The sequence below is a fragment of the Kaistia geumhonensis genome, assembly GCF_030815145.1.
GTDB classification, from domain to species: domain Bacteria; phylum Pseudomonadota; class Alphaproteobacteria; order Rhizobiales; family Kaistiaceae; genus Kaistia; species Kaistia geumhonensis.
Map to the genome: position 1 here is coordinate 654,157 of NZ_JAUSWJ010000001.1, position 18,043 is coordinate 672,199.

The 18,043-nt window shown below is 65.4% G+C and carries 15 protein-coding genes; 8 read left to right on the top strand and 7 right to left on the bottom strand.

The window, feature by feature from the left end:
• The first annotated feature begins 16 nt into the window (after positions 1-16).
• Complete coding sequence (locus QO015_RS03075) at positions 17-418, top strand: hypothetical protein (protein ID WP_266281533.1); 402 nt, start codon at positions 17-19, stop codon at positions 416-418.
• Positions 415-2,013, top strand: coding sequence for a citramalate synthase (gene cimA, locus QO015_RS03080; protein WP_266281531.1), 1,599 nt, complete (start codon positions 415-417; stop codon positions 2,011-2,013). The genes QO015_RS03075 and cimA overlap by 4 nt, the downstream gene beginning before the upstream one ends.
• Positions 2,014-2,018: 5 nt before the next feature.
• Here cimA and QO015_RS03085 read toward each other — a convergent pair whose 3' ends face one another.
• Positions 2,019-2,633: an LOG family protein gene (locus tag QO015_RS03085; RefSeq protein ID WP_266281530.1), complete on the bottom strand. Its 615-nt coding sequence runs from the start codon at positions 2,631-2,633 to the stop codon at positions 2,019-2,021.
• A 571-nt stretch (positions 2,634-3,204) separates the two neighbouring features.
• On the opposite strand from QO015_RS03085, the gene QO015_RS03090 reads away from it, so the two are divergent.
• The 6 genes from QO015_RS03090 (at position 3,205) to QO015_RS03115 (ending at position 9,888) form a co-directional block, all read left to right on the top strand.
• A complete protein-coding gene (locus QO015_RS03090) occupies positions 3,205-4,065 on the top strand; it encodes a LysM peptidoglycan-binding domain-containing protein (RefSeq protein WP_266281529.1) in 861 nt (286 codons plus the stop codon).
• A 190-nt stretch (positions 4,066-4,255) separates the two neighbouring features.
• Positions 4,256-6,148 carry an ABCB family ABC transporter ATP-binding protein/permease gene (locus QO015_RS03095; RefSeq protein WP_266282496.1) on the top strand — a complete coding sequence of 631 codons (1,893 nt, stop codon included), beginning with the start codon at positions 4,256-4,258 and terminating at the stop codon, positions 6,146-6,148.
• 76 nt (positions 6,149-6,224) lie between these two features.
• Complete coding sequence (locus tag QO015_RS03100; RefSeq protein WP_266281528.1) at positions 6,225-6,923, top strand: phosphatidylserine decarboxylase; 699 nt, start codon at positions 6,225-6,227, stop codon at positions 6,921-6,923.
• The gene (gene pssA / locus QO015_RS03105; RefSeq protein WP_266281526.1) at positions 6,923-7,729 is read left to right on the top strand and encodes a CDP-diacylglycerol--serine O-phosphatidyltransferase; all 807 of its coding nucleotides are present in this window, start codon (positions 6,923-6,925) and stop codon (positions 7,727-7,729) included. Before QO015_RS03100 ends, pssA begins: the two co-directional genes overlap by 1 nt.
• A gap of 25 nt (positions 7,730-7,754) precedes the next feature.
• Complete coding sequence (locus QO015_RS03110; protein WP_266281524.1) at positions 7,755-9,296, top strand: tryptophan halogenase family protein; 1,542 nt, start codon at positions 7,755-7,757, stop codon at positions 9,294-9,296.
• A gap of 7 nt (positions 9,297-9,303) precedes the next feature.
• Positions 9,304-9,888 carry a LysE family transporter gene (locus QO015_RS03115; RefSeq protein ID WP_266281523.1) on the top strand — a complete coding sequence of 195 codons (585 nt, stop codon included), beginning with the start codon at positions 9,304-9,306 and terminating at the stop codon, positions 9,886-9,888.
• A gap of 33 nt (positions 9,889-9,921) precedes the next feature.
• Here the strand turns inward: QO015_RS03115 and QO015_RS03120 are convergent, their stop codons facing one another.
• From QO015_RS03120 to QO015_RS03145, 6 genes are all read right to left on the bottom strand, one after another.
• Positions 9,922-10,380, bottom strand: coding sequence for a hypothetical protein (locus tag QO015_RS03120; RefSeq protein ID WP_266281522.1), 459 nt, complete (start codon positions 10,378-10,380; stop codon positions 9,922-9,924).
• Between the two features lie 126 nt (positions 10,381-10,506).
• Entirely contained in the window at positions 10,507-11,874 is a 1,368-nt protein-coding gene (locus tag QO015_RS03125) for an alpha-glucosidase/alpha-galactosidase (protein ID WP_266281521.1), read from the bottom strand.
• Between the two features lie 38 nt (positions 11,875-11,912).
• On the bottom strand, positions 11,913-13,583 hold the full coding sequence (locus tag QO015_RS03130; protein WP_370877388.1) for an ABC transporter ATP-binding protein: 1,671 nt from the start codon (positions 13,581-13,583) through the stop codon (positions 11,913-11,915).
• 4 nt (positions 13,584-13,587) lie between these two features.
• Positions 13,588-14,769 (bottom strand): ABC transporter permease, encoded by a 1,182-nt coding sequence (locus QO015_RS03135; RefSeq protein ID WP_266281519.1) that lies wholly within the window; start codon positions 14,767-14,769, stop codon positions 13,588-13,590.
• Positions 14,766-15,776, bottom strand: a complete 1,011-nt coding sequence (locus QO015_RS03140; RefSeq protein WP_266281518.1) for an ABC transporter permease — start codon at positions 15,774-15,776, stop codon at positions 14,766-14,768. Before QO015_RS03140 ends, QO015_RS03135 begins: the two co-directional genes overlap by 4 nt.
• Positions 15,777-15,854: 78 nt before the next feature.
• Positions 15,855-17,939: an ABC transporter substrate-binding protein gene (locus tag QO015_RS03145; protein ID WP_266281517.1), complete on the bottom strand. Its 2,085-nt coding sequence runs from the start codon at positions 17,937-17,939 to the stop codon at positions 15,855-15,857.
• Positions 17,940-18,043: the final 104 nt, after the last annotated feature.

Below are 18,043 nucleotides of genomic sequence, written 5' to 3' on the forward strand. Positions count from 1 at the left end.
ATACGGCGGGGAAGTAATGGAGCCTTACGAAGATGCAAGGCTTTCGGGTTTCAACGATCGCGTGATCGGCTTCCGTCGCGAAGACCGTAACAAATTCCGGTTGGCCTGCCGCGGCCACGAGAGTATGACCGTCCACCTTCCGCACGGTGCGGAAACCGGCCGCAAATCCGCGCCGGCCCTTTCGAAAGACTCTGCCATGACCACCCCGCATCTCGATGAAGCGCTGATCGAACGCCTGATCGAGGACCGTATCGACGCCCGCCGCGCCCGCGATTTCGCGAAGGCCGACAGCATTCGCAAGGCGCTCGACGGCATGGGTCTGGTCATTATCGACGGCAAGGACGAGGAAACGGGTGCCCTCTGGACCACCTGGGATGTCCGCTCCGAAGCCGACGACGAGGCAGGGCCGAAAGAATGAGCCGGGAACGCATCACCCTTTTCGATACCACGCTGCGCGATGGCGCCCAGACCAACGGCGTCGACTTTTCCGTCGCCGACAAGATCCTGATTGCAGGCCTCCTGGACGAGCTCGGGGTCGACTATGTCGAGGGCGGCTATCCTGGAGCCAATCCGACCGACACCCGCTTCTTCACCGAGAAGCGCACGGCGCGTGCCCGCTTCACCGCCTTCGGCATGACCAAGCGCGCCGGCGTCAGCCTCTCCAACGACCCCGGCATCGCGGCGCTGCTCGCCTCGCAATCGGACGCGATCTGCTTCGTTGCCAAGACTTGGGACCACCAGGTGAGGCTCGCGCTCGGCGCGACGCTCGAGGAGAACGTCGAGGGCATTCGCCAGTCAGTCGAGGCGGCGATCGGCGCCGGAAAGGAAGCGCTCGTCGATTGCGAGCACTTCTTCGACGGCTACAAGGCCAATCCTGCCTATGCCCTCGCCTGCGCCCGCGCCGCCTTTGAGGCCGGCGCGCGCTGGATCGTGCTCTGCGACACCAATGGCGGCAGCCAGCCGGAGGAGATCGAGGCGATCGTCCGCGCGGTGAGCGAGCATGTTCCGGGCGACCATCTGGGAATTCATGCCCATAACGACACCGAGCAGGCGGTCGCCAATTCGCTCGCGGCCGTCCGCGGCGGTGCCCGCCAGATCCAGGGCACGCTCAACGGCATCGGCGAGCGCTGCGGCAATGCCAACCTCACCTCGATCATCCCTACGCTGATGTTGAAGCCGCTCTATGCCGGCCGCTTCGAGACGGGCATCAGCGAAGCGGCACTGACAGGGCTGACGCAGCTGTCGCATCGGTTCGACGAGATCGTGAACCGCGCGCCAAACCGGCAGGCCCCCTATGTCGGCGCTTCCGCCTTCGCGACCAAGGCCGGCATCCACGCCTCGGCGATCGTCAAGGATCCGAGCACCTACGAGCATGTGCGGCCCGAACAGGTCGGCAATCATCGCCGCGTGCTCGTCTCCGACCAGGCGGGCCGTTCCAACCTTCTCGCCGAACTGGCGCGACTCGGCATCAGCGTCGAGAAGGGCGACCGCCGTCTCGATGCGCTGCTCGCCGAGGTCAAGGAGCGCGAGGCGATCGGCTATTCCTACGAAGGCGCCGATGCCTCCTTCGAGCTTCTCGCGCGTCGAACGCTCGGCGGCGTCCCGGACTATTTCACCGTCGAGAGCTTCCACGTCACGGTCGAACGCCGTCACAATGCGCTCGGCGAGCAGGTGTCGGTCTCCGAGGCGGTGGTGAAGCTCATCGTCGGCGGTGAGCGGCTCCTGACGGTCGCCGAGGGCAACGGTCCGGTCAATGCGCTCGACCGAGCCCTGCGCAAGGATCTCGGCGTCTATCAGGACGTGATCGCCGACCTCGAGCTGGTCGACTACAAGGTCCGTATCCTCAATGGCGGCACCGAGGCGGTCACCCGCGTTCTGATCGAGAGCCGCGACGACACCGGCGAGAGCTGGATGACCATCGGCGTCTCGGAGAACGTCGTCGACGCGTCGTTCGAGGCGCTGATCGATTCGATCATCTACAAGCTGGTGCGGTCCGGCATCCGCAGCGGCTGACGCGATTACATATCGCCGATCGGGATCGCGTCGCCGGCGCCTGGCGCCGGCTTCGCCCGCGGAGTCGACGCGATGGCGGCGCGCAGCTTCGGGACGACCTCCTCGACCCGGTCCGCCACGAGATAGCGGACCTCGAAACCGTCGCGGATGAAGCCTTCGTCGGCCATATGGCGGAGGAGCAGGACCAGCGGGTCCCAGAACCCGTTGATATTGGCGATCAGCACCGGCTTCTTGTGCTGGCCGAGCTGCGCCCAGGTCAGGATTTCGACGAGTTCCTCCAGCGTGCCGATGCCACCCGGCAGCGCGACGAAGGCGTCGGCGCGATCGAACATCGTCCGCTTGCGCTCGTGCATGTCGGCGGTCACGACCAGTTCGTGCGCCGTCTCGAGCATGACCTCGCGTTCCTTCAGGAACTGCGGGATGATTCCGGTGACGTGGCCGCCTGCTTCCATGACCGAGCGCGCGACGATGCCCATGAGGCCGATCGAGCCGCCGCCATAGACGAGGCCGATACCCTCCTGGCCCATGGCCCGGCCGAGGGCCATCGCGGAGGCGGCATATTCCGGATCGCCGCCCGCCGAAGAGCCGCAATAGACGCAGATCGAACGAAGTTGGGTCATGCGACCTTCCTCGCATCCGCAACCCGAGGCGTCAAGCGGTCCGGAATGGCGGCGTCCCAAGGGAAAATGCCGCTTCCGGGCGGCTTGTGAGCAGAGCGAAAGCGCGTATAAAAGGCCATGAAAAGCCCGTTCCGCAGGCAGTAGAATGCCTGCCGGCAAAGGAAAACGGGCTCATGGGGCAGCGGAGTCGAGTCTCCGTCCGGTAGAGCAGGTCCTTTCGTCAATGGCTGAACAGGGTAACGCGGGTCAGAGCTGGGCGGGCCGCATCGCAGCGGTCATCGTCATCGTGGTCCTCATCATCGGCGGCTACTATGCTCTGTCATCTCGGCCGGACCAGAAGGCTGGAGAGACCGTTGAGGTCTCGGTGGTACCGCCGGCTGCGGACGGCGCCGCAAAACCAGCCGCCCCATCCGATTCCGCCCCCGCTGAGACTGCCGCCGCGCCTGCACCGACGTCTCCCTCGTCCAACGCCACGGCCACCGCTCCGGCTTCGGAGTCCGCCGCTTCCGCACCGGCAACTCCGGCCCCTAACGCCTCGGCATCCGCGAACGCTGCCCCGAGCTTCGACGTTGTGCGCGTCGAGCCGAGCGGCGAGGCGGTCGTCGCGGGAACGGCCGAGCCGAACGCCAGTGTCCAGATCATGGACGGCGCGAAGACGATCGCGGAGGGCACGGCCAACGATCGCGGCGAGTGGGCGATGACGCTCGACGCACCTCTCGAACCGGGTTCGCACGACCTGACGATCCGCACGACCTCGCCGGACAAGAAGACCGAGACACTGTCCGAACAGAGCGTCGCCGTCAGCGTTCCCGAAAAGCCGGGCAGCAGCCCCCTCGTCGTGCTCGACGAGCCGGGCGGCGCCACCAAGGTGCTGCAGACGCCCCAGCCCTCTGACGGCACGGCTTCGGGCCCGAAGCCCGACGTCACTGTCGATGCCGTCGCCTTCCAGGACGGCAAGCTCTTCATCTCCGGCTCGGCGGCGATCGGCGGCATCGTCCGCATCTATGTCGACGGCGTCGTGGTGGGTGATGCGACGGCGGACGAGGACGGCCGCTGGCAGATCGCGACCGATCGTGCCGTCGGCTCCGGCCAGCATACGATCCGCGCCGACAGGATCGAGAAAGACACCGGCAAGGTGATCGCTCGCGCCGAGGTCCCCTTCCAGCAGACGGGCGACGTCGCGACGCTGATGGGCGTCGGAACCGCAGGTGGCGGCTCGGCCGGCGTCGCAAGCACGGGGAGCGCCGACCTTCAAAAGGTCGTCATCAAGCGCGGCGACAATCTGTGGACCATCTCGCGCAAGCTCTATGGCAAGGGTGTCCGCTTCTCGACCATTTACGAGGCCAATAACGATCAGATCCGCAATCCGGACCTGATCTATCCCGGCCAGGTCTTCCTCCTCCCCGCCGGCGATACCCGCTGGACGGAATGAGGCTGCATCCCCACATGTAATGAAATTTCGCGAAAAGCGCCGTCCGGCGGTGTCGCAGGTGCCCTGAAGGGCCCGGCGCCCCGGACCGCTTCGCGCCGTCCGGCGGCGCCTTTGAAGGAGATCGGGCGTGAGCACCAGCGCCGAGACGAGCGGCCCTTCCGCCGCGGGCAAGGCCGGAGCGTCAGGCGCGATCAAGCGTCCCGACGAACGCCCGGCCATCCACACCATTCGCCAGCTCTGGCCCTATATCTGGCCGGCCGATCGGCCCGACCTTCGCGCCCGCGTCGTCGGCGCGCTGGTCGTCCTCGTGATCGCCAAGCTGATCACGGTCATGGTGCCGTTCTTCTACAAGTGGGCGACGAACGCGCTGAGCGGCAACCCCGCCGCCGGTGCGGCCGCCACGGGGACCGCCGCGCTCCTCACGGTCCCCATCATGCTGGTCGTCGCCTATGGCGGCGGTCGCATCATGCTCAACGTCTTCAACCAGTTACGCGATGCGCTCTTCGCGCGCGTCTCGGAGCATGCGATCCGCCAGCTCGGCCATCGCGCCTTCGTGCACATGCACCGCCTGTCGCTTCGCTTTCACCTCCAGCGCCACACCGGCGGCCTGTCGCGGACGATGGACCACGGGATGAAGGGCGTCGATGCCATCGTCGACCACATCATCCTCAACACGGCGCCGACGCTGCTTGAATTCGTGCTGGCGGCGATCGTGATCGCCTGGCAGTTCAACCTCACCTATCTCGGCGTCATCGTCGCGACGATCGTCGCCTATGTCTGGTTCACGATCGTCGCCTCGAACTGGCGCATCGCGCTGCGCCGCACGATGAACGCTTCGGACACCGAGGCCAACTCGAAGGCCGTCGACTCGCTGCTCAACTACGAGACGGTCAAGTACTTCGGCAACGAGGACATGGAATCGGCGCGCTACGACGTGTCGCTGGCCCGCTACGAGGCTGCGTCGGTCAAGACCTGGACCTCGCTCGCCTGGCTCAATATCGGCCAGACGGTGATCTTCACCACCGGAATGACCGTTTGCATGGTGCTGTCCGCTGTCGCGATCCTGAACGGCACGCAGTCGCTCGGCGACTTCGTGATGATCAACGCGCTGCTGATCCAGCTCTCTTTCCCGCTCAACTTCATCGGCACCATCTATCGCGAGCTGAAGCAGGGCCTCGCTGATGTCGAGGCGATGTTCGACCTGCTCGAAGTGCCGGAAGAGGTGCAGGACAAGCCGGGCGCGCCAGCTCTCGCGGTGAGCGAAGGCACGGTGCGGTTCGAGGACGTCACCTTCCACTACGATGTCGAGCGGCCGATCCTGAAGGGCGTCAGCTTCACGGTCCCCGCCGGGCAGACGGTCGCGATCGTCGGACCATCGGGCGCGGGCAAGTCGACCATCTCGCGGCTCCTGTTCCGCTTCTACGACGTGACCGGCGGTCGGATCACCATCGACGGCACCGATATCCGCGACGTGACGCAGAAGAGCGTCCGGGCGGCTATCGGCATGGTTCCGCAGGATACTGTCCTCTTCAATGACACCATTGCCTACAACATTCGCTACGGCCGGCCCGGCGCGAGCGAGGAGGAAGTTCGCGAGGCGGCGCGCATGGCCCAGATCGCCGGCTTCATCGAGACGCTGCCCAAGGGCTACGACACCGAGGTCGGCGAGCGCGGACTGAAGCTCTCGGGCGGCGAGAAGCAGCGCATCGCCATCGCGCGGACCATCCTGAAGGCGCCACCGATCCTGGTGCTCGACGAGGCCACCTCGGCGCTCGACACGCACACGGAGCGCGAAATCCAGGGCGCTCTCGACCGCGTCTCGAAGGGGCGCACTACCCTCGTCATCGCGCATCGGCTTTCGACAGTGGTGAATGCCGACGAGATCATCGTTCTCGAGGGCGGGCGCATCGTCGAGCGCGGTCGCCACGAGGCGTTGATCCGCGAGGACGGACTCTACGCATCGATGTGGAACCGCCAGCGCGAGGCCGCCGAGGCCGCCGAAAGGCTGCGGCAGGTCGAGGAGAGCGATACGCTCGGCATCGTCGTGCGCGGCCCGCGACCGGCGCCCGAGGTTGTTTCGTGAGCAGCGACGCGCGCTTCACACTGCCGCCGATCCGTGATTTATCGGGGCTCTATCGCGGCTCCAAGGCAGGGTGAGCATGGATTCCATTCTGAAATCGATCCGCGCGGCGCTCGTCCCGATTCACCGCGAGGGTTATCCGTTTATCGCGATCTTCGCGTTTCTGGCGCTGTTTCTCGGCTGGCTGTGGACGCCGCTCTTCTGGATCGGCCTCGTCGCCACCGTCTGGTGCATCTATTTCTTCCGCGATCCGCCGCGCGTCACGCCGCTCGGCGCTGACATCGTCGTGAGCCCGGCCGACGGCCGCATTTCGCAGGTCGGCCCGGCCACGCCGCCGCCGGAGCTCGAGCTCGGGCCGGCACCGCGGACGCGCATCTCCATCTTCATGAACGTTTTCAACTGCCATGTGAATCGCGCACCGGTCAGCGGCAGGATCCTGCGCATCGCCTATCGGCCGGGGAAGTTCCTGAATGCGGAGCTCGACAAGGCCAGCGACGACAACGAGCGCAACGGCGTTGTGATCGACACCAGCCATGGCAAGGTCGGCGTCGTCCAGATCGCCGGCCTCGTCGCGCGTCGCATCGTGTGCTTCAGCCGCGAGGATGAAACCCTGACGGCCGGTCAGCGTTTCGGACTCATCCGCTTCGGCTCGCGGCTGGATGTCTATCTGCCCGACGGCTATGTCGCGCTCGTTGCCGAAGGGCAGACCGCGATCGCGGGCGAATCCGTGATCGCGCGTTTCGGCGGCCCGTCCGACCGCACGATCAGGATCGACTGATGGAAACCATCTTTCCGCCCTTCGACCCCGACGAGAGTTCGAACCGACCGCGCCTGCGACAGGTCCGCCAGATTCCGATCCGCGTGATCCTGCCAAATCTCATCACCCTGCTCGGTCTCTGCGCCGGGTTGACGGCGATCCGCATGGCGATCGAGAGCCGCTATGGCGAGGCGATCGGGCTCATCGTCATCGCCGCGGTTCTGGATGCGGTCGATGGGCGCGTGGCACGTCTTCTGCGATCCACTTCCCGCTTCGGCGCCGAACTCGATTCCCTCGCCGATTTCGTGAATTTCGGCGTCGCGCCGGCGCTCATCCTTTATGTCTGGGCGCTCGATCAGGTGCACTCGCTCGGCTGGATCGCCGCCCTCGTCTTCGCGATCTGCGCGGCGCTGCGCCTTGCGCGCTTCAACGTCGCCATCGACGGACCGACCAAGCCGGACTGGCACGGCAATTTCTTCACCGGCGTACCGGCGCCGGCAGGGGCGCTCATCGTCATGCTGCCGGTCTATCTCGAGAATCTCGAGATTCCGGTGGCCTCGGTCGGCGTTCCGATCGTTTTCATCTACACGCTGGCCATCGGGCTCCTGATGGTCAGCAAGCTGCCGACATGGTCCGGCAAGAAGATGGGATCGCGGGTCCCGCGCGAGATCGTGCTGCCGCTCTTCGTGGTCGTCGTGGTCGTAGCGGCCTCGCTGCTCAGCTACCCCTGGCATGTTCTGGCCTTCGGTGCCACGGCCTACCTCGTCGCCCTGCCCTTCGGCTGGCGACATTTCAGGCGGCTCGAAGAGGCCGACAGACACGCCTGAATCGGGCGGAGAACGGGGGAAGTTCTTGGGCGCTCAACCACATTTCGTGATTGTCGGCGGCGGCACCGCCGGCTGGCTAGCGGCATTCATCATCAACGACAAGGCGCGGCGGCTGAAGCTCGACGCGCGCGTGACCGTGGTCGAATCCTCGAAGATCCCGACCGTCGGCGTCGGCGAGGGATCGACCGCTGCGCTTCGCGTCTTGATGCAGTATTTCAACCTCAACGAGCTCGAGTTCTTCCGCGAGACCGGCGCGACCTTCAAGCTCGGCATCCGGCACAAGGATTGGCGCCGCGTCGGCTTCACCTATGACGGGCCGATCGACGATCCGCATCAGGTTGTGAAGCCACCGCAGGGGGCCCCCTCCGACTATCTCAACGTCTATGCCGTCGCGGCTGGCCGAAAGCTGCAGGACATGCACCTGTTCGGGCCGCTGCTGGAACAGAAGAAGGCGCCCTACGCCGTCAAGGATGACGGCACACTGCTGCCACTCGGCCCCTTTCACCACGCCTTCCACTTCGATCAGGCGCGGGTAGGCAAGTTCCTCAAGGAGCGCTCACGCGGCGTCGCCACGGTCGATGCCACCATCGCGGGGGTCGAGCGCGACGGCGAGACAGGGTTCATTCGCGCACTCTCGCTCGACGACGGCAGCCGGCTCGAAGGCGACTTCTTCGTCGACGCCACCGGCTTCCGCAAACGCATCATCGTCAAGGAACTCGAAGCGCCCTGGGTGTCCTATGCCCGGGAACTGCCCGTCAACCGCGCCCTGCCCTTCTGGATCGACATCAAGGAAGGCGACGAGATCGCCAACTATACCCTCGCCTGGGCGCTCGAGGCCGGGTGGATGTGGCAGATCCCGACACAGGGACGCTATGGCTGCGGCTATGTCTTCTCGGACGAATTCAAGACGCCCGACGAGGCCCATGCCGAGATCGAGCGCGTGCTCGGCCATCCCGTCGAAGTGCGCGACGACATCCGCTTCCAGATCGGCCGCCTTGCGACGCCCTGGCTCGGCAACTGCCTCGCCGTCGGCCTAGCGTCTTCCTTCCTGGAGCCGCTCGAGGCGACGTCGATCCACGGCTCGATCGTTCAGCTCATGCTGTTCGCCGACAATTACCTGAAGCATCCGGGCGACATGAACGACGCCGACAGGGCCGACTACAACCGCAGAATCGGACGTCAGGTCGACGATTTCCGGACATTTATCAACACGCATTACGTTACAGAACGTGAGGACACCGCGTTCTGGAGCAATGTCAGCGCCGAGCGGCTGCACCCCGAGACGAAGCAGCGGCTGGCACTGTGGAAAAAGGAGATGCCACGCCGCGAGCATTTCCCGTCCTTCCTCGGCGGGCTGCCGCATGTCGAGACGCAGCTTCATTACCCGGTGCTCGACGGGCTCGGACTGCTGGATCCGCAGCTGGCGCGAGCCGAGATGGCTCGTGATCCGAAGCTGCGCCAGTTCGCCCGCGAGACCTATGAGGGCCTGGTGCGCGAATATCGCGCAGCGGCGGCGAAGGCACTCGGACATGGCGACTTCCTTCGTCATGTGAACGCCCTCGGCTGACGCGGCGATGGACGCGCCGCTCACCTTCGTCCTTGCGGTTTTCGCGCTGCTCGCCGTGCCGGGGCCGACCAATGCGCTGCTCGCGGCGGCGGGTGCCGAACGCGGCATCGGCGCGGTTCGCCTGATCGGAATAGTCCTCCTCGGCTACGGCTTCGCCGTCTCGCTGCTCGTCGCGCTGTTCGGGCCGCTCAGCGGAGCGGACCCGCGCGCTGCCGCCGCGCTGAGGCTGGCGGCGGCCATCTGGCTGCTGTGGTCGGCCGTCGGGCTTTGGCGGCACGCCGCAAGGCCGGGAGCGGCACGGGCCGTCACGGCCGGGCGCCTGCTCGTGACGACGATGCTCAATCCGAAGACGCTGGTCCTCGCCTTCGCGATCTTCCCGCCGCTGTCGCCCGCCGCCCTTCTTCCCTATGGTCTCGCCTTTCTGGGACTGGCGAGCCTCACCTCCCTCGGGTGGGCCCTCGCGGGCGTCTTTCTCGCCCGATCGGCCGGCAGCCTCGCGACGCCGGCCCGCATCAGCCGCGCCACGGCGGCGACGCTCGCGCTCTTCGCGCTCTGGGTCGGTAGCGTCGGGATCACCGCGCTGGTGGCGTGAGGCGCATAGGCCCACCTCACCGGTCCACGACCGTCAGAACGTCGTGCCCTTCGACAGCAGCCAGCGAAGCATGCGGGCGGTGTCGCGCGCGATCCAGCCCGCGTTGAGGCCGGACGGTGCCCCGAGATCCATGCCCTCGAAGAAGCAGACGACGCAGCGCGGGTCGACCCAGTGGTACGTCCAGCCAATCTTCTGCGCGCCCACCGTCGTCGCCGCGATCTTGTCCGCGAGCTGACTTTCCGGCGCCTCGGCCGGCATCAGGATGACGACATTGCAGCGATTGGTGTTGCAGTAGACCTGGAGGAGCGCGGGGACAGCATCGCTGCGAGCGACGGAGAACCAGCGCTCGTCCCGGGCGACGTCGCCGACATGGGCCGGAGGCGCGGAGTGGACGAGCGGCAGACCGGCATCGATGCAGGCCTGCGGGAAGACCGTGTCGAGCCAGCTTTCGATCAGCCGGTACTCCGCCTCATAGGCCGAAATGAGATTCAATCCCGCCGCCTCCGCCCGAATGGCAAAGAGTTTCCCCGAAGCATCGCCGGCGGATCAAGCGGACATGAAGAAGCCCGGCCGCCGGGAGGGGCGGCCGGGCCTTCTGGAAGGCGCAGCGCTGGGGGATCAGGCCGCAACCTTCCGCCGCGGACCACGCGCCCAGGCCGGGAGCCAGTCGCCGTGAGCTTCGATCAGCTCGTCGACGAGGGCCCAGATCTGGTCGAGATCGAGCTCGGCCGCCGTATGCGGGTCGAGCATCGCCGCGTGATAGATGTGCTCCTTGTTCTCGGTCATGAGGGCCGAGACGGTCAGCTCCTGCACGTTGATGTTGGTGCGCATCATGGCGGTGAGCTGCGGTGGCAGCGTGCCGATATGGGTCGGCTGGATGCCGGAGCGGTCGACGAGGCACGGCACCTCGACGGCGCAGCCCTCGGGCAGCGAAGTGATCAGGCCGGTGTTGCGGACATTGCCGTAGATGACTTCCGGCTGACCGGTCCAGGCCGCGTTGACGATCGCCGAAGCATATTCCTTCGACTCCTTCACCTCGATGCGATTGGCCTTGCGGTACTCCTCGGCCGTCGCATTCCAGCGCTCGATCTGCTCGATGCAACGCTTCGGATATTCGTCGAGCGGGATGCCGAACTTCTCGATGAGGTCCTCGCGGCCGCGCTTGATGAAATAGGGCGTGTATTCGGAGAAGTGCTCCGAGCTCTCGGTCACGAAATAGCCGAGGCGCGTCATCATCTCGTAGCGCACCTTGTTGGGGCAGCGCGGGTTCCAGCCCGGCTTCGGCGCCCGGCCCTCGCGATAGGCGGCGAAGAGATCGGGATAGAGATTGCGGTAGCTGCCGTCCGCCTGGCGATGCTCGAACTCGAGATAGAACGCCATGTGGTTGATGCCGGCGGCGCGGTAGCGGATTTCCTCGTAGGGAATGCCGAGATCGTCTGCCAGCTCGTGCGCCGTGCCCTGCACCGAATGGCAGAGGCCGACCTGCTTGATCGTCGGATACTTGGCCGAGATCGCCCAGGTATTGATCGCCATCGGGTTCACATACTGGAGCATGATGGCGTTCGGGCAGACCGCCAGCATGTCCTCGCAGATGCTCCACAGATGCGGAACGGTGCGGAGGCCGCGCATGATGCCGCCGACGCCAAGCGTATCGGCGATCGTCTGCCGCAGACCGTACTTCTTCGGGATCTCGAAATCGACCACCGTCGAGGGCTGATAGCCGCCGATCTGGAAGCAGACGACGACGAAGTCGGCCCCGTCCAGCGCCTCGCGCTGGTTGCTGAAGCTGGTGACCGTCGCCGGCACGCCGAGCGTCTGCACGAGCTTCCTGGCGATGACCTCGCTCATCTCGAGGCGCTCGGCATTGATGTCCATGAGCGCGATCTCGGCGCCGGCGAGCGCCGGACGCTGGAGGATGTCGCCGACGATGTTCTTCATGAAGACGGAAGAACCGGCGCCGATGAAGGTTATCTTGGGATGGGGCATGTTCGACTCCAGTCAGATATGCGCTTGCCGACTGCTGCTCAGGCGGCGATCTCGAAGGCGGCGCGGACGAGCCGTGCCGTGTAGTCGTTCTTGGGATGGGTCAGGACGTCCGCGACCGGGCCTTGTTCGACGATCTTGCCGTGCTGCATGACGATCACGCGGTGGCAGAGCGCCCGCACGACCTTGAGGTCGTGCGAGATGAAGAGATAGCTCAATCCCTTCTCGTCCTGCAGCTTGCGCAGGAGATCGATGATCTGCGCCTGCACCGAGAGATCGAGCGCCGAGGTCGGCTCGTCGAGCAGGATGAACTCCGGCTCCATGGCGATGGCGCGGGCGATCGCGATGCGCTGGCGCTGGCCGCCGGAGAACTCGTGCGGGAAGCGCGAGAGGATCGTGTCCGGCATGCCCGCGTCGCGCAGCGCCTTCCTGACGCGCTCCAGCCGGTCGCGCCGATCCGAGCCGATATCGTTGACGATCAGCCCTTCCTCGATGATCTGCCCGATCGACATGCGCGGATTGAGCGAGGCGAAGGGATCCTGGAAGACGATCTGCATGCGCGATCGCAGGGGGCGCATCTCGGCGCGGCTGCGGGTTTCGATGCGCTCGCCGTCGAAGGTGATCTCGCCGCCATTGTTGGGGATGAGCCGAAGCAGCGCCTGGCCGAAGGTCGTCTTGCCCGAGCCGCTCTCGCCGACGAGGCCGAGGGTCTCGTGGCGGCGAAGGTCGAGGCTCAGATTGTCGACGGCGATCAGCGGGAAATATTCCGGCTTGAAGAAGCCGCCGCGCTTCAGCGTGAAGGCGACGCGGACATCCTTGCCTTCGAGGATCACCGGCGTCCCGGCCGGCAGCGGATTGGCGGCGCCCTTCGGCTCCGAAGCCAGGAGGTGGCGGGTATAGGTGTGGCGCGGCGCGCGGAAGATCTCCTCCGTGCGATTGTGCTCCTTCACCTCGCCATTCTGCATCACATAGACATAGTCCGAGAACTGGCGGACGATCGTCAGGTCATGCGTGATCAGGATCACCGCCATGCCGTGGCGGGCCTGCAGATCCTTGATGAGATTGAGGATCTGCGCCTGCACGGTGACGTCGAGCGCCGTCGTCGGCTCGTCGGCGATGAGCACGTCGGGATTGTTGGCGAGCGCCATGGCGATCATGACGCGCTGGCGCTGGCCGCCCGAAAGCTGGTGCGGATACTGCTTCAACCGCGCCGCCGGCTCGGGGATCTTCACCTCGGCGAGCAGTGCCTCGGCGCGCTTCATCGCCTCGCCCCGGCTCACCTTGTTGTGCAGGTGGATGACCTCGCAGATCTGCTGGCCGATCGTATAGACCGGATTCAGCGAGCTCATCGGCTCCTGGAAGATCATCGCGAAGCGGTCGCCGCGAAGGCGCCGGCGCTGCGTCGAGGAGAACTCCAGGATGTTCTTGCCTTCGAACAGGATGCGGGCGCCGGGAGTGATCTTCGCGCGCTTCGAGAGAAGGCCCATGATGGTGCGCGCGGTCACCGATTTGCCGGAACCGCTCTCGCCGACGACCGCGATCGTCTCACCGCGATGAAGCTGGAAGGACACGTCGCGCACCGCCTGGACGGTGCCACCCTCGACCTTGAAGGTGACGCCGATATTGCGGGCATCGACGATGAGCTCGCGACCATGCTGATTGAGGTCGGTACGCTCGGGCGGGCAGAAAGTCTCCGTCTCGGCCATGACCATTGCCTCAATAGGGATCGATCGCATCGCGCAGGCCATCGCCGAGCGCGTTGAACGCGAACACCGTGACCAGCACGAAGCCGACCGGCGACAGGATCCAGGGATAGGACCCGATCACCGAGAAGGAGCCGGTATCCTGCAGCATCAAGCCCCAGGAGATCAGCGGCGGCTTCACGGCGAAGCCGAGGAAGCCGAGGAAGGATTCGAGCAGCACGATCGCCGGGATCGCCAGCGTGACCGAGACGATCACATGGCTCAGCACGTTCGGCAGGATATGCCGCGCGATGATGCGGCCATCGCCCGCCCCGACCGCCATGGCAGCCCGGACATAATCCACGCGGGCGAGCGCCAGTGTCTTGCCGCGAACCTCGCGCGAGAGCTGCGCCCAGCCGAGCGCCGCCATCACGCCGATCACGAAGGCGATGAAGACGTTGGACGGCGCGGTGATCGGGATCAGCGAGGTCAGCGCCAGATAGAGCGGCAATTGCGGGAAGGCGAGGACCATATCGACGAAGCGCTGCATCCAGGTATCGAACCGTCCTCCGAGATAGCCGGAGGTGATGCCGATGCCCGTGCCGACCGTCGTGGTCAGGAACACGACGATGAGCGCGATGGTGAGCGAGATGCGCGAACCGACGATGGCGCGCGAAAGGATGTCGCGGCCAAACTTGTCGGTGCCGAGCAGATGGACGGGCTTCCCGTCCAGTCCACCGAAGAAGTGGATATTGGACGGGATCAGCCAGAAGATCTTGTAATCGTAGCCGCGCACGAAGAAGCCGATCTCGTGCGGGTTGTCGTAGTCCGGGCCGGTGAGCGGCTGGAAGGTGACCGGATCAAACTCGCCATTCTCGATGATCGGATAGACGCGCGGCCACAGCGTGAAGCTGCCATCCTTCGTGAAGAAGGACAGCGTCTCGGGCGGCGCGAAGGCGACGCCGTTCTCCTTCGGGTTCACCGGCGCGAAGAAGTCCGCGAACACCGCCATCAGCAGCAGCGCCAGCACCATGACCAGACCGATCATGCCGACGACCGAGCGGCGGAAGCGCCGCCAGACGAGCGCCAGATAGGTCTCGTTGCCATGGGCGAAGCGTCCGCCCTGCGCTTTCGCCGCCGCCTCGCGCTCATGCTCCTTGCGCACGGCCTCCTCGGCATGCGCAGTGGCCTCGGCCGCCGAATTCGTGTCGGTCATTCTTTTCCTCCGCCGAGCCGGACGCGGGGATCGAGCAGGGCCAAGAGCATGTCGGCGATGATGTTGCCGACGATCAGCGTCGCCGCGAGAACCATCATGAAGGTCGCGCTGACATAGACGTCGCCGACGCCCATCGACTGAACGATGGCCGGGCCGACGGTCGCGAGCGAGAACACGATCGCGACCTCGATCTCGCCGGTGAGCATGTAGGGGAGCACCACGCCCTGATACATGATGAGCGGATGCAGGGCATTGGGCACGGCGTGGCGCATGACCACGGCGCCTTCGGAGAGCCCCTTCGCCCGCGCCGTCTCGACATATTGCGCGTTCAGCGTGTCGAGCAGATTGGCCCGCATCACGCGCATGTTGTAGGCGAGGCCGCCGAAGGTCGCGATCGCGACGACCGGCCAGACATGCTTCACGAGATCGACGAACTTGGCCCAGGACCAGGGCGCGCCGCCATATTGCGGCGAGAAGAACGAGCCGATCTCCTGCACGTTCAGGCGGAAGGCGAGGATGTAGACGATGACGATCGCGATCAGGAAGCGCGGGATCGTCGTGCCGAGGAACGAGACGAAGGCGAGGACCGAGTCGATCCAGCTGTATTGCCGCGTCGCCGCGATGATGCCGAAGGCGATGCCGATGAGCGATGCCAGGATGTGGCACACGAGCGCCAGCAGCAGGGTGCGCGGCAACCGCTCCGCGACGACGGTCGCGACGGGCTTGTTGTAGAAATAGCTCTGGCCGAAGTCGCCGCGCGTGACGATACCGCTGATCCAGTTGAAATACTGGACGATCATCGGCTGATCGAGGCCATGCGCCTTGCGGTAGGCATCCGCCTGCGCCTCGGCGACGACGGCCGACGCGCCGCCCTGGTTCATCAGCTGCGAGCGGATGAAATCGCCATAGTCGCCGGGCGGCGCCTGGATGATGGCGAAGGTGACGATGCTCAAGACCAGCAGGACCGGGATCGCCGAGAGAATTCTGATCGCGAGGAAGCGCAACATCGGCTTCGGTCTCCGTGATCGGGTGGGAGGACAAGGGGGCCGGAGCCTCCTTGTCCGATTGCGATAGCGATCGCGGGATCAGTTCACCGGGCCGGCGGAACCGGGCGCACCCGGCAGAGTATCCGCATGCAGCTCGTACTTGCCCTGCTTGTCGGTCGGGACAAAGACGCGCTCACGAATGATCGAATCCTCGGCCCAGTTGAACAGGTTGATCGGCGTGCCCTTCGGGATGTTGGCGAAGCGCTTGTTGATGATCAGCGCGCCAGGATACTGCACGAGACCGACGCCATAGACGTTGTCCGTGTAGATCTTCTGGTACTGCTTCATCAGATCCTTGCGCTCGACATTGTCGCTGGAGGCGATGAACTTGTTCACGATGTCGACCAGCTGCTGTTCGAAGGGCAGCAGGTCGAGCTGGCCGTCCTTGCCGGCGCGGTGGAAGGCGCTGGTCTGCGGGCCGACGGGAGCAAGGTTCACGGTCTTCTGGACGACCGAGGTCAGTTCTTCCTGGTTGCGGAGAACCATCCAGTCGAACTTGCCGGCCTGGGCGAGCGCGTCGCGCTGCTTGCCGTCGACGGTGTTCAGGATGACACGGATGCCAAGCGGCTCCATCATCTGAACGATGCCGTCGGCGAGGCTCTTGTCCGTCTGGTAGTCGCCGTTCACCAGCAGCGTGACCTCGACATCCTTGCCGCCGGCGGTGCCGGCCGGGAAGTTGACGATGCCATTACCGTCCGTGTCCTTGAGACCGGCTTCGGCGAGTTCCGCCTTGGCGCTCTCGAGGTTGAACGGATAGTAGGCGGTCGAGTCCTTGTCGTAGTAGGTCGTGCCGGAATAGATGCCGCCCGGATAGATGGCCGTGAACGGCCCCTTCACCAGCGACTGTCCGAGACGCGCCCGGTCGACAGCTTCGGTCACCGCCTTGCGGAAGTGATCGTTGCGATTCAGATCGCGCACGGCCTGCCCGCGCTCGTCCGGCTCGCCCCAGCCATTGGCCGAGTAGTTCGGATAGAGCGAGTAGCCGATGATGCGCGGTCCGAATTCGAGGCGGGCCGGCGCGTCGGGGCTCGCCGAACGCTTCAGGGCCTCGACGAAGCTCTCGGGCTGCTCGAGATTCGAGAAGTCGCCCGAGCCGGCCACGGCCTGCACGTCGCGGTCCGCCCAGGTCGAGAGCTTGTAGTGCATCTCGTTGAGATAGGGCAGCTGGTTACCCTTCTCGTCGACCTTCCAGTAATAGGGATTGCGGCGCATGACGATGATGTCGTCAGGACGATACTCGACCGGCACCCAGGCGCCCATGACCGGAATGTTCATGTATTCCGGCGGGAAGGCGTTCTTGTACTGCTCGTAGGTGTTCTTCGAGTATTTGGGATGCTGCGGCTTCAGGATGTGAGCCGGGCCGGGGCAGAAGGTGCCATAGGCCATCTGGTAGAGATACTGCTTGGCGAAGGGCTGCTTGAAGGTCCAGACGACCGTGTAGTCGTCGATCTTCTCGAGCGTCGTGCCCTCGCCGAACGTGCCCGGCGTCGCCCCGTTGAGCGGCGTCACGTTCGGGTCGTTGACGTTGTCCTGCCAGTAGAACATCAGGTCGTCGGCACCGAAGGGCGCACCATCCGACCACTTGGCACCCTCGATGAGGTGCATGGTCAGCTTGTGGCCGTCCTCGGACCATTCCCAGCTCTTGGCGAGGTTGGGCAGCGGCTCGAGCTCGTCGGCCTTGATCTGGAAGAGCGGACCCGAGCGGGTCAGGCACTCCGACAGGCCGATGTCGATGCCGCCCCAGCCCTGCGACTGGCCGCCGATATAGTTCCAGCCTTCCGGCCGGCCGCCGATGACATGGCGCATCGTGTCGCCATAGACGCCGACGCCGTCGACCATGTTGCCGGTCTTGTAGACCATCGGCTCCTTGGGAAGGCGATCCTTGACCGGGGGCAGCTTGCCCTTGTCGACGAAGTTCTTCGTGACCCAGTCGGGCTCGTGATACTCGGGCAGCGCCTTGAACTCGAGGATGTCCGCGACACCGACATAGTCGACCTGGCCCTGCGCGTCGAACTTCGGCGGATCGGGCGGCACGGTCGGCGATTCCGTCTGGGCGAGAGCCGCCGCGACGGACACGCCGAGAAGCAGGCCCGCTCCTCCGAGCGCCATCATATAGGTCTTCATGGTTCCTCCCTTGATCGCGGCAGGTGAGTTTCGCTCGACCCGCCCGACTTCCCACAACAGGCCGCCGCCACCGTCATCCCCACGACGACGACCATCCGAGAACG

Bases quoted from the DNA above. Each gene is read 5' to 3' on its own strand.
- QO015_RS03075 (WP_266281533.1), top strand. From the start codon at position 17: ATGGAGCCTTACGAAGATGCAAGGCTTTCGGGTTTCAACGATCGCGTG.
- QO015_RS03100 (WP_266281528.1), top strand. From the start codon at position 6,225: ATGGATTCCATTCTGAAATCGATCCGCGCGGCGCTCGTCCCGATTCAC.
- QO015_RS03140 (WP_266281518.1), bottom strand. From the start codon at position 15,776: ATGTTGCGCTTCCTCGCGATCAGAATTCTCTCGGCGATCCCGGTCCTG.
- QO015_RS03115 (WP_266281523.1), top strand. From the start codon at position 9,304: ATGGACGCGCCGCTCACCTTCGTCCTTGCGGTTTTCGCGCTGCTCGCC.
- pssA (WP_266281526.1), top strand. From the start codon at position 6,923: ATGGAAACCATCTTTCCGCCCTTCGACCCCGACGAGAGTTCGAACCGA.
- cimA (WP_266281531.1), top strand. From the start codon at position 415: ATGAGCCGGGAACGCATCACCCTTTTCGATACCACGCTGCGCGATGGC.
- QO015_RS03130 (WP_370877388.1), bottom strand. From the start codon at position 13,583: ATGGTCATGGCCGAGACGGAGACTTTCTGCCCGCCCGAGCGTACCGAC.
- QO015_RS03125 (WP_266281521.1), bottom strand. From the start codon at position 11,874: ATGCCCCATCCCAAGATAACCTTCATCGGCGCCGGTTCTTCCGTCTTC.
- QO015_RS03145 (WP_266281517.1), bottom strand. From the start codon at position 17,939: ATGAAGACCTATATGATGGCGCTCGGAGGAGCGGGCCTGCTTCTCGGC.
- QO015_RS03085 (WP_266281530.1), bottom strand. From the start codon at position 2,633: ATGACCCAACTTCGTTCGATCTGCGTCTATTGCGGCTCTTCGGCGGGC.
- QO015_RS03135 (WP_266281519.1), bottom strand. From the start codon at position 14,769: ATGACCGACACGAATTCGGCGGCCGAGGCCACTGCGCATGCCGAGGAG.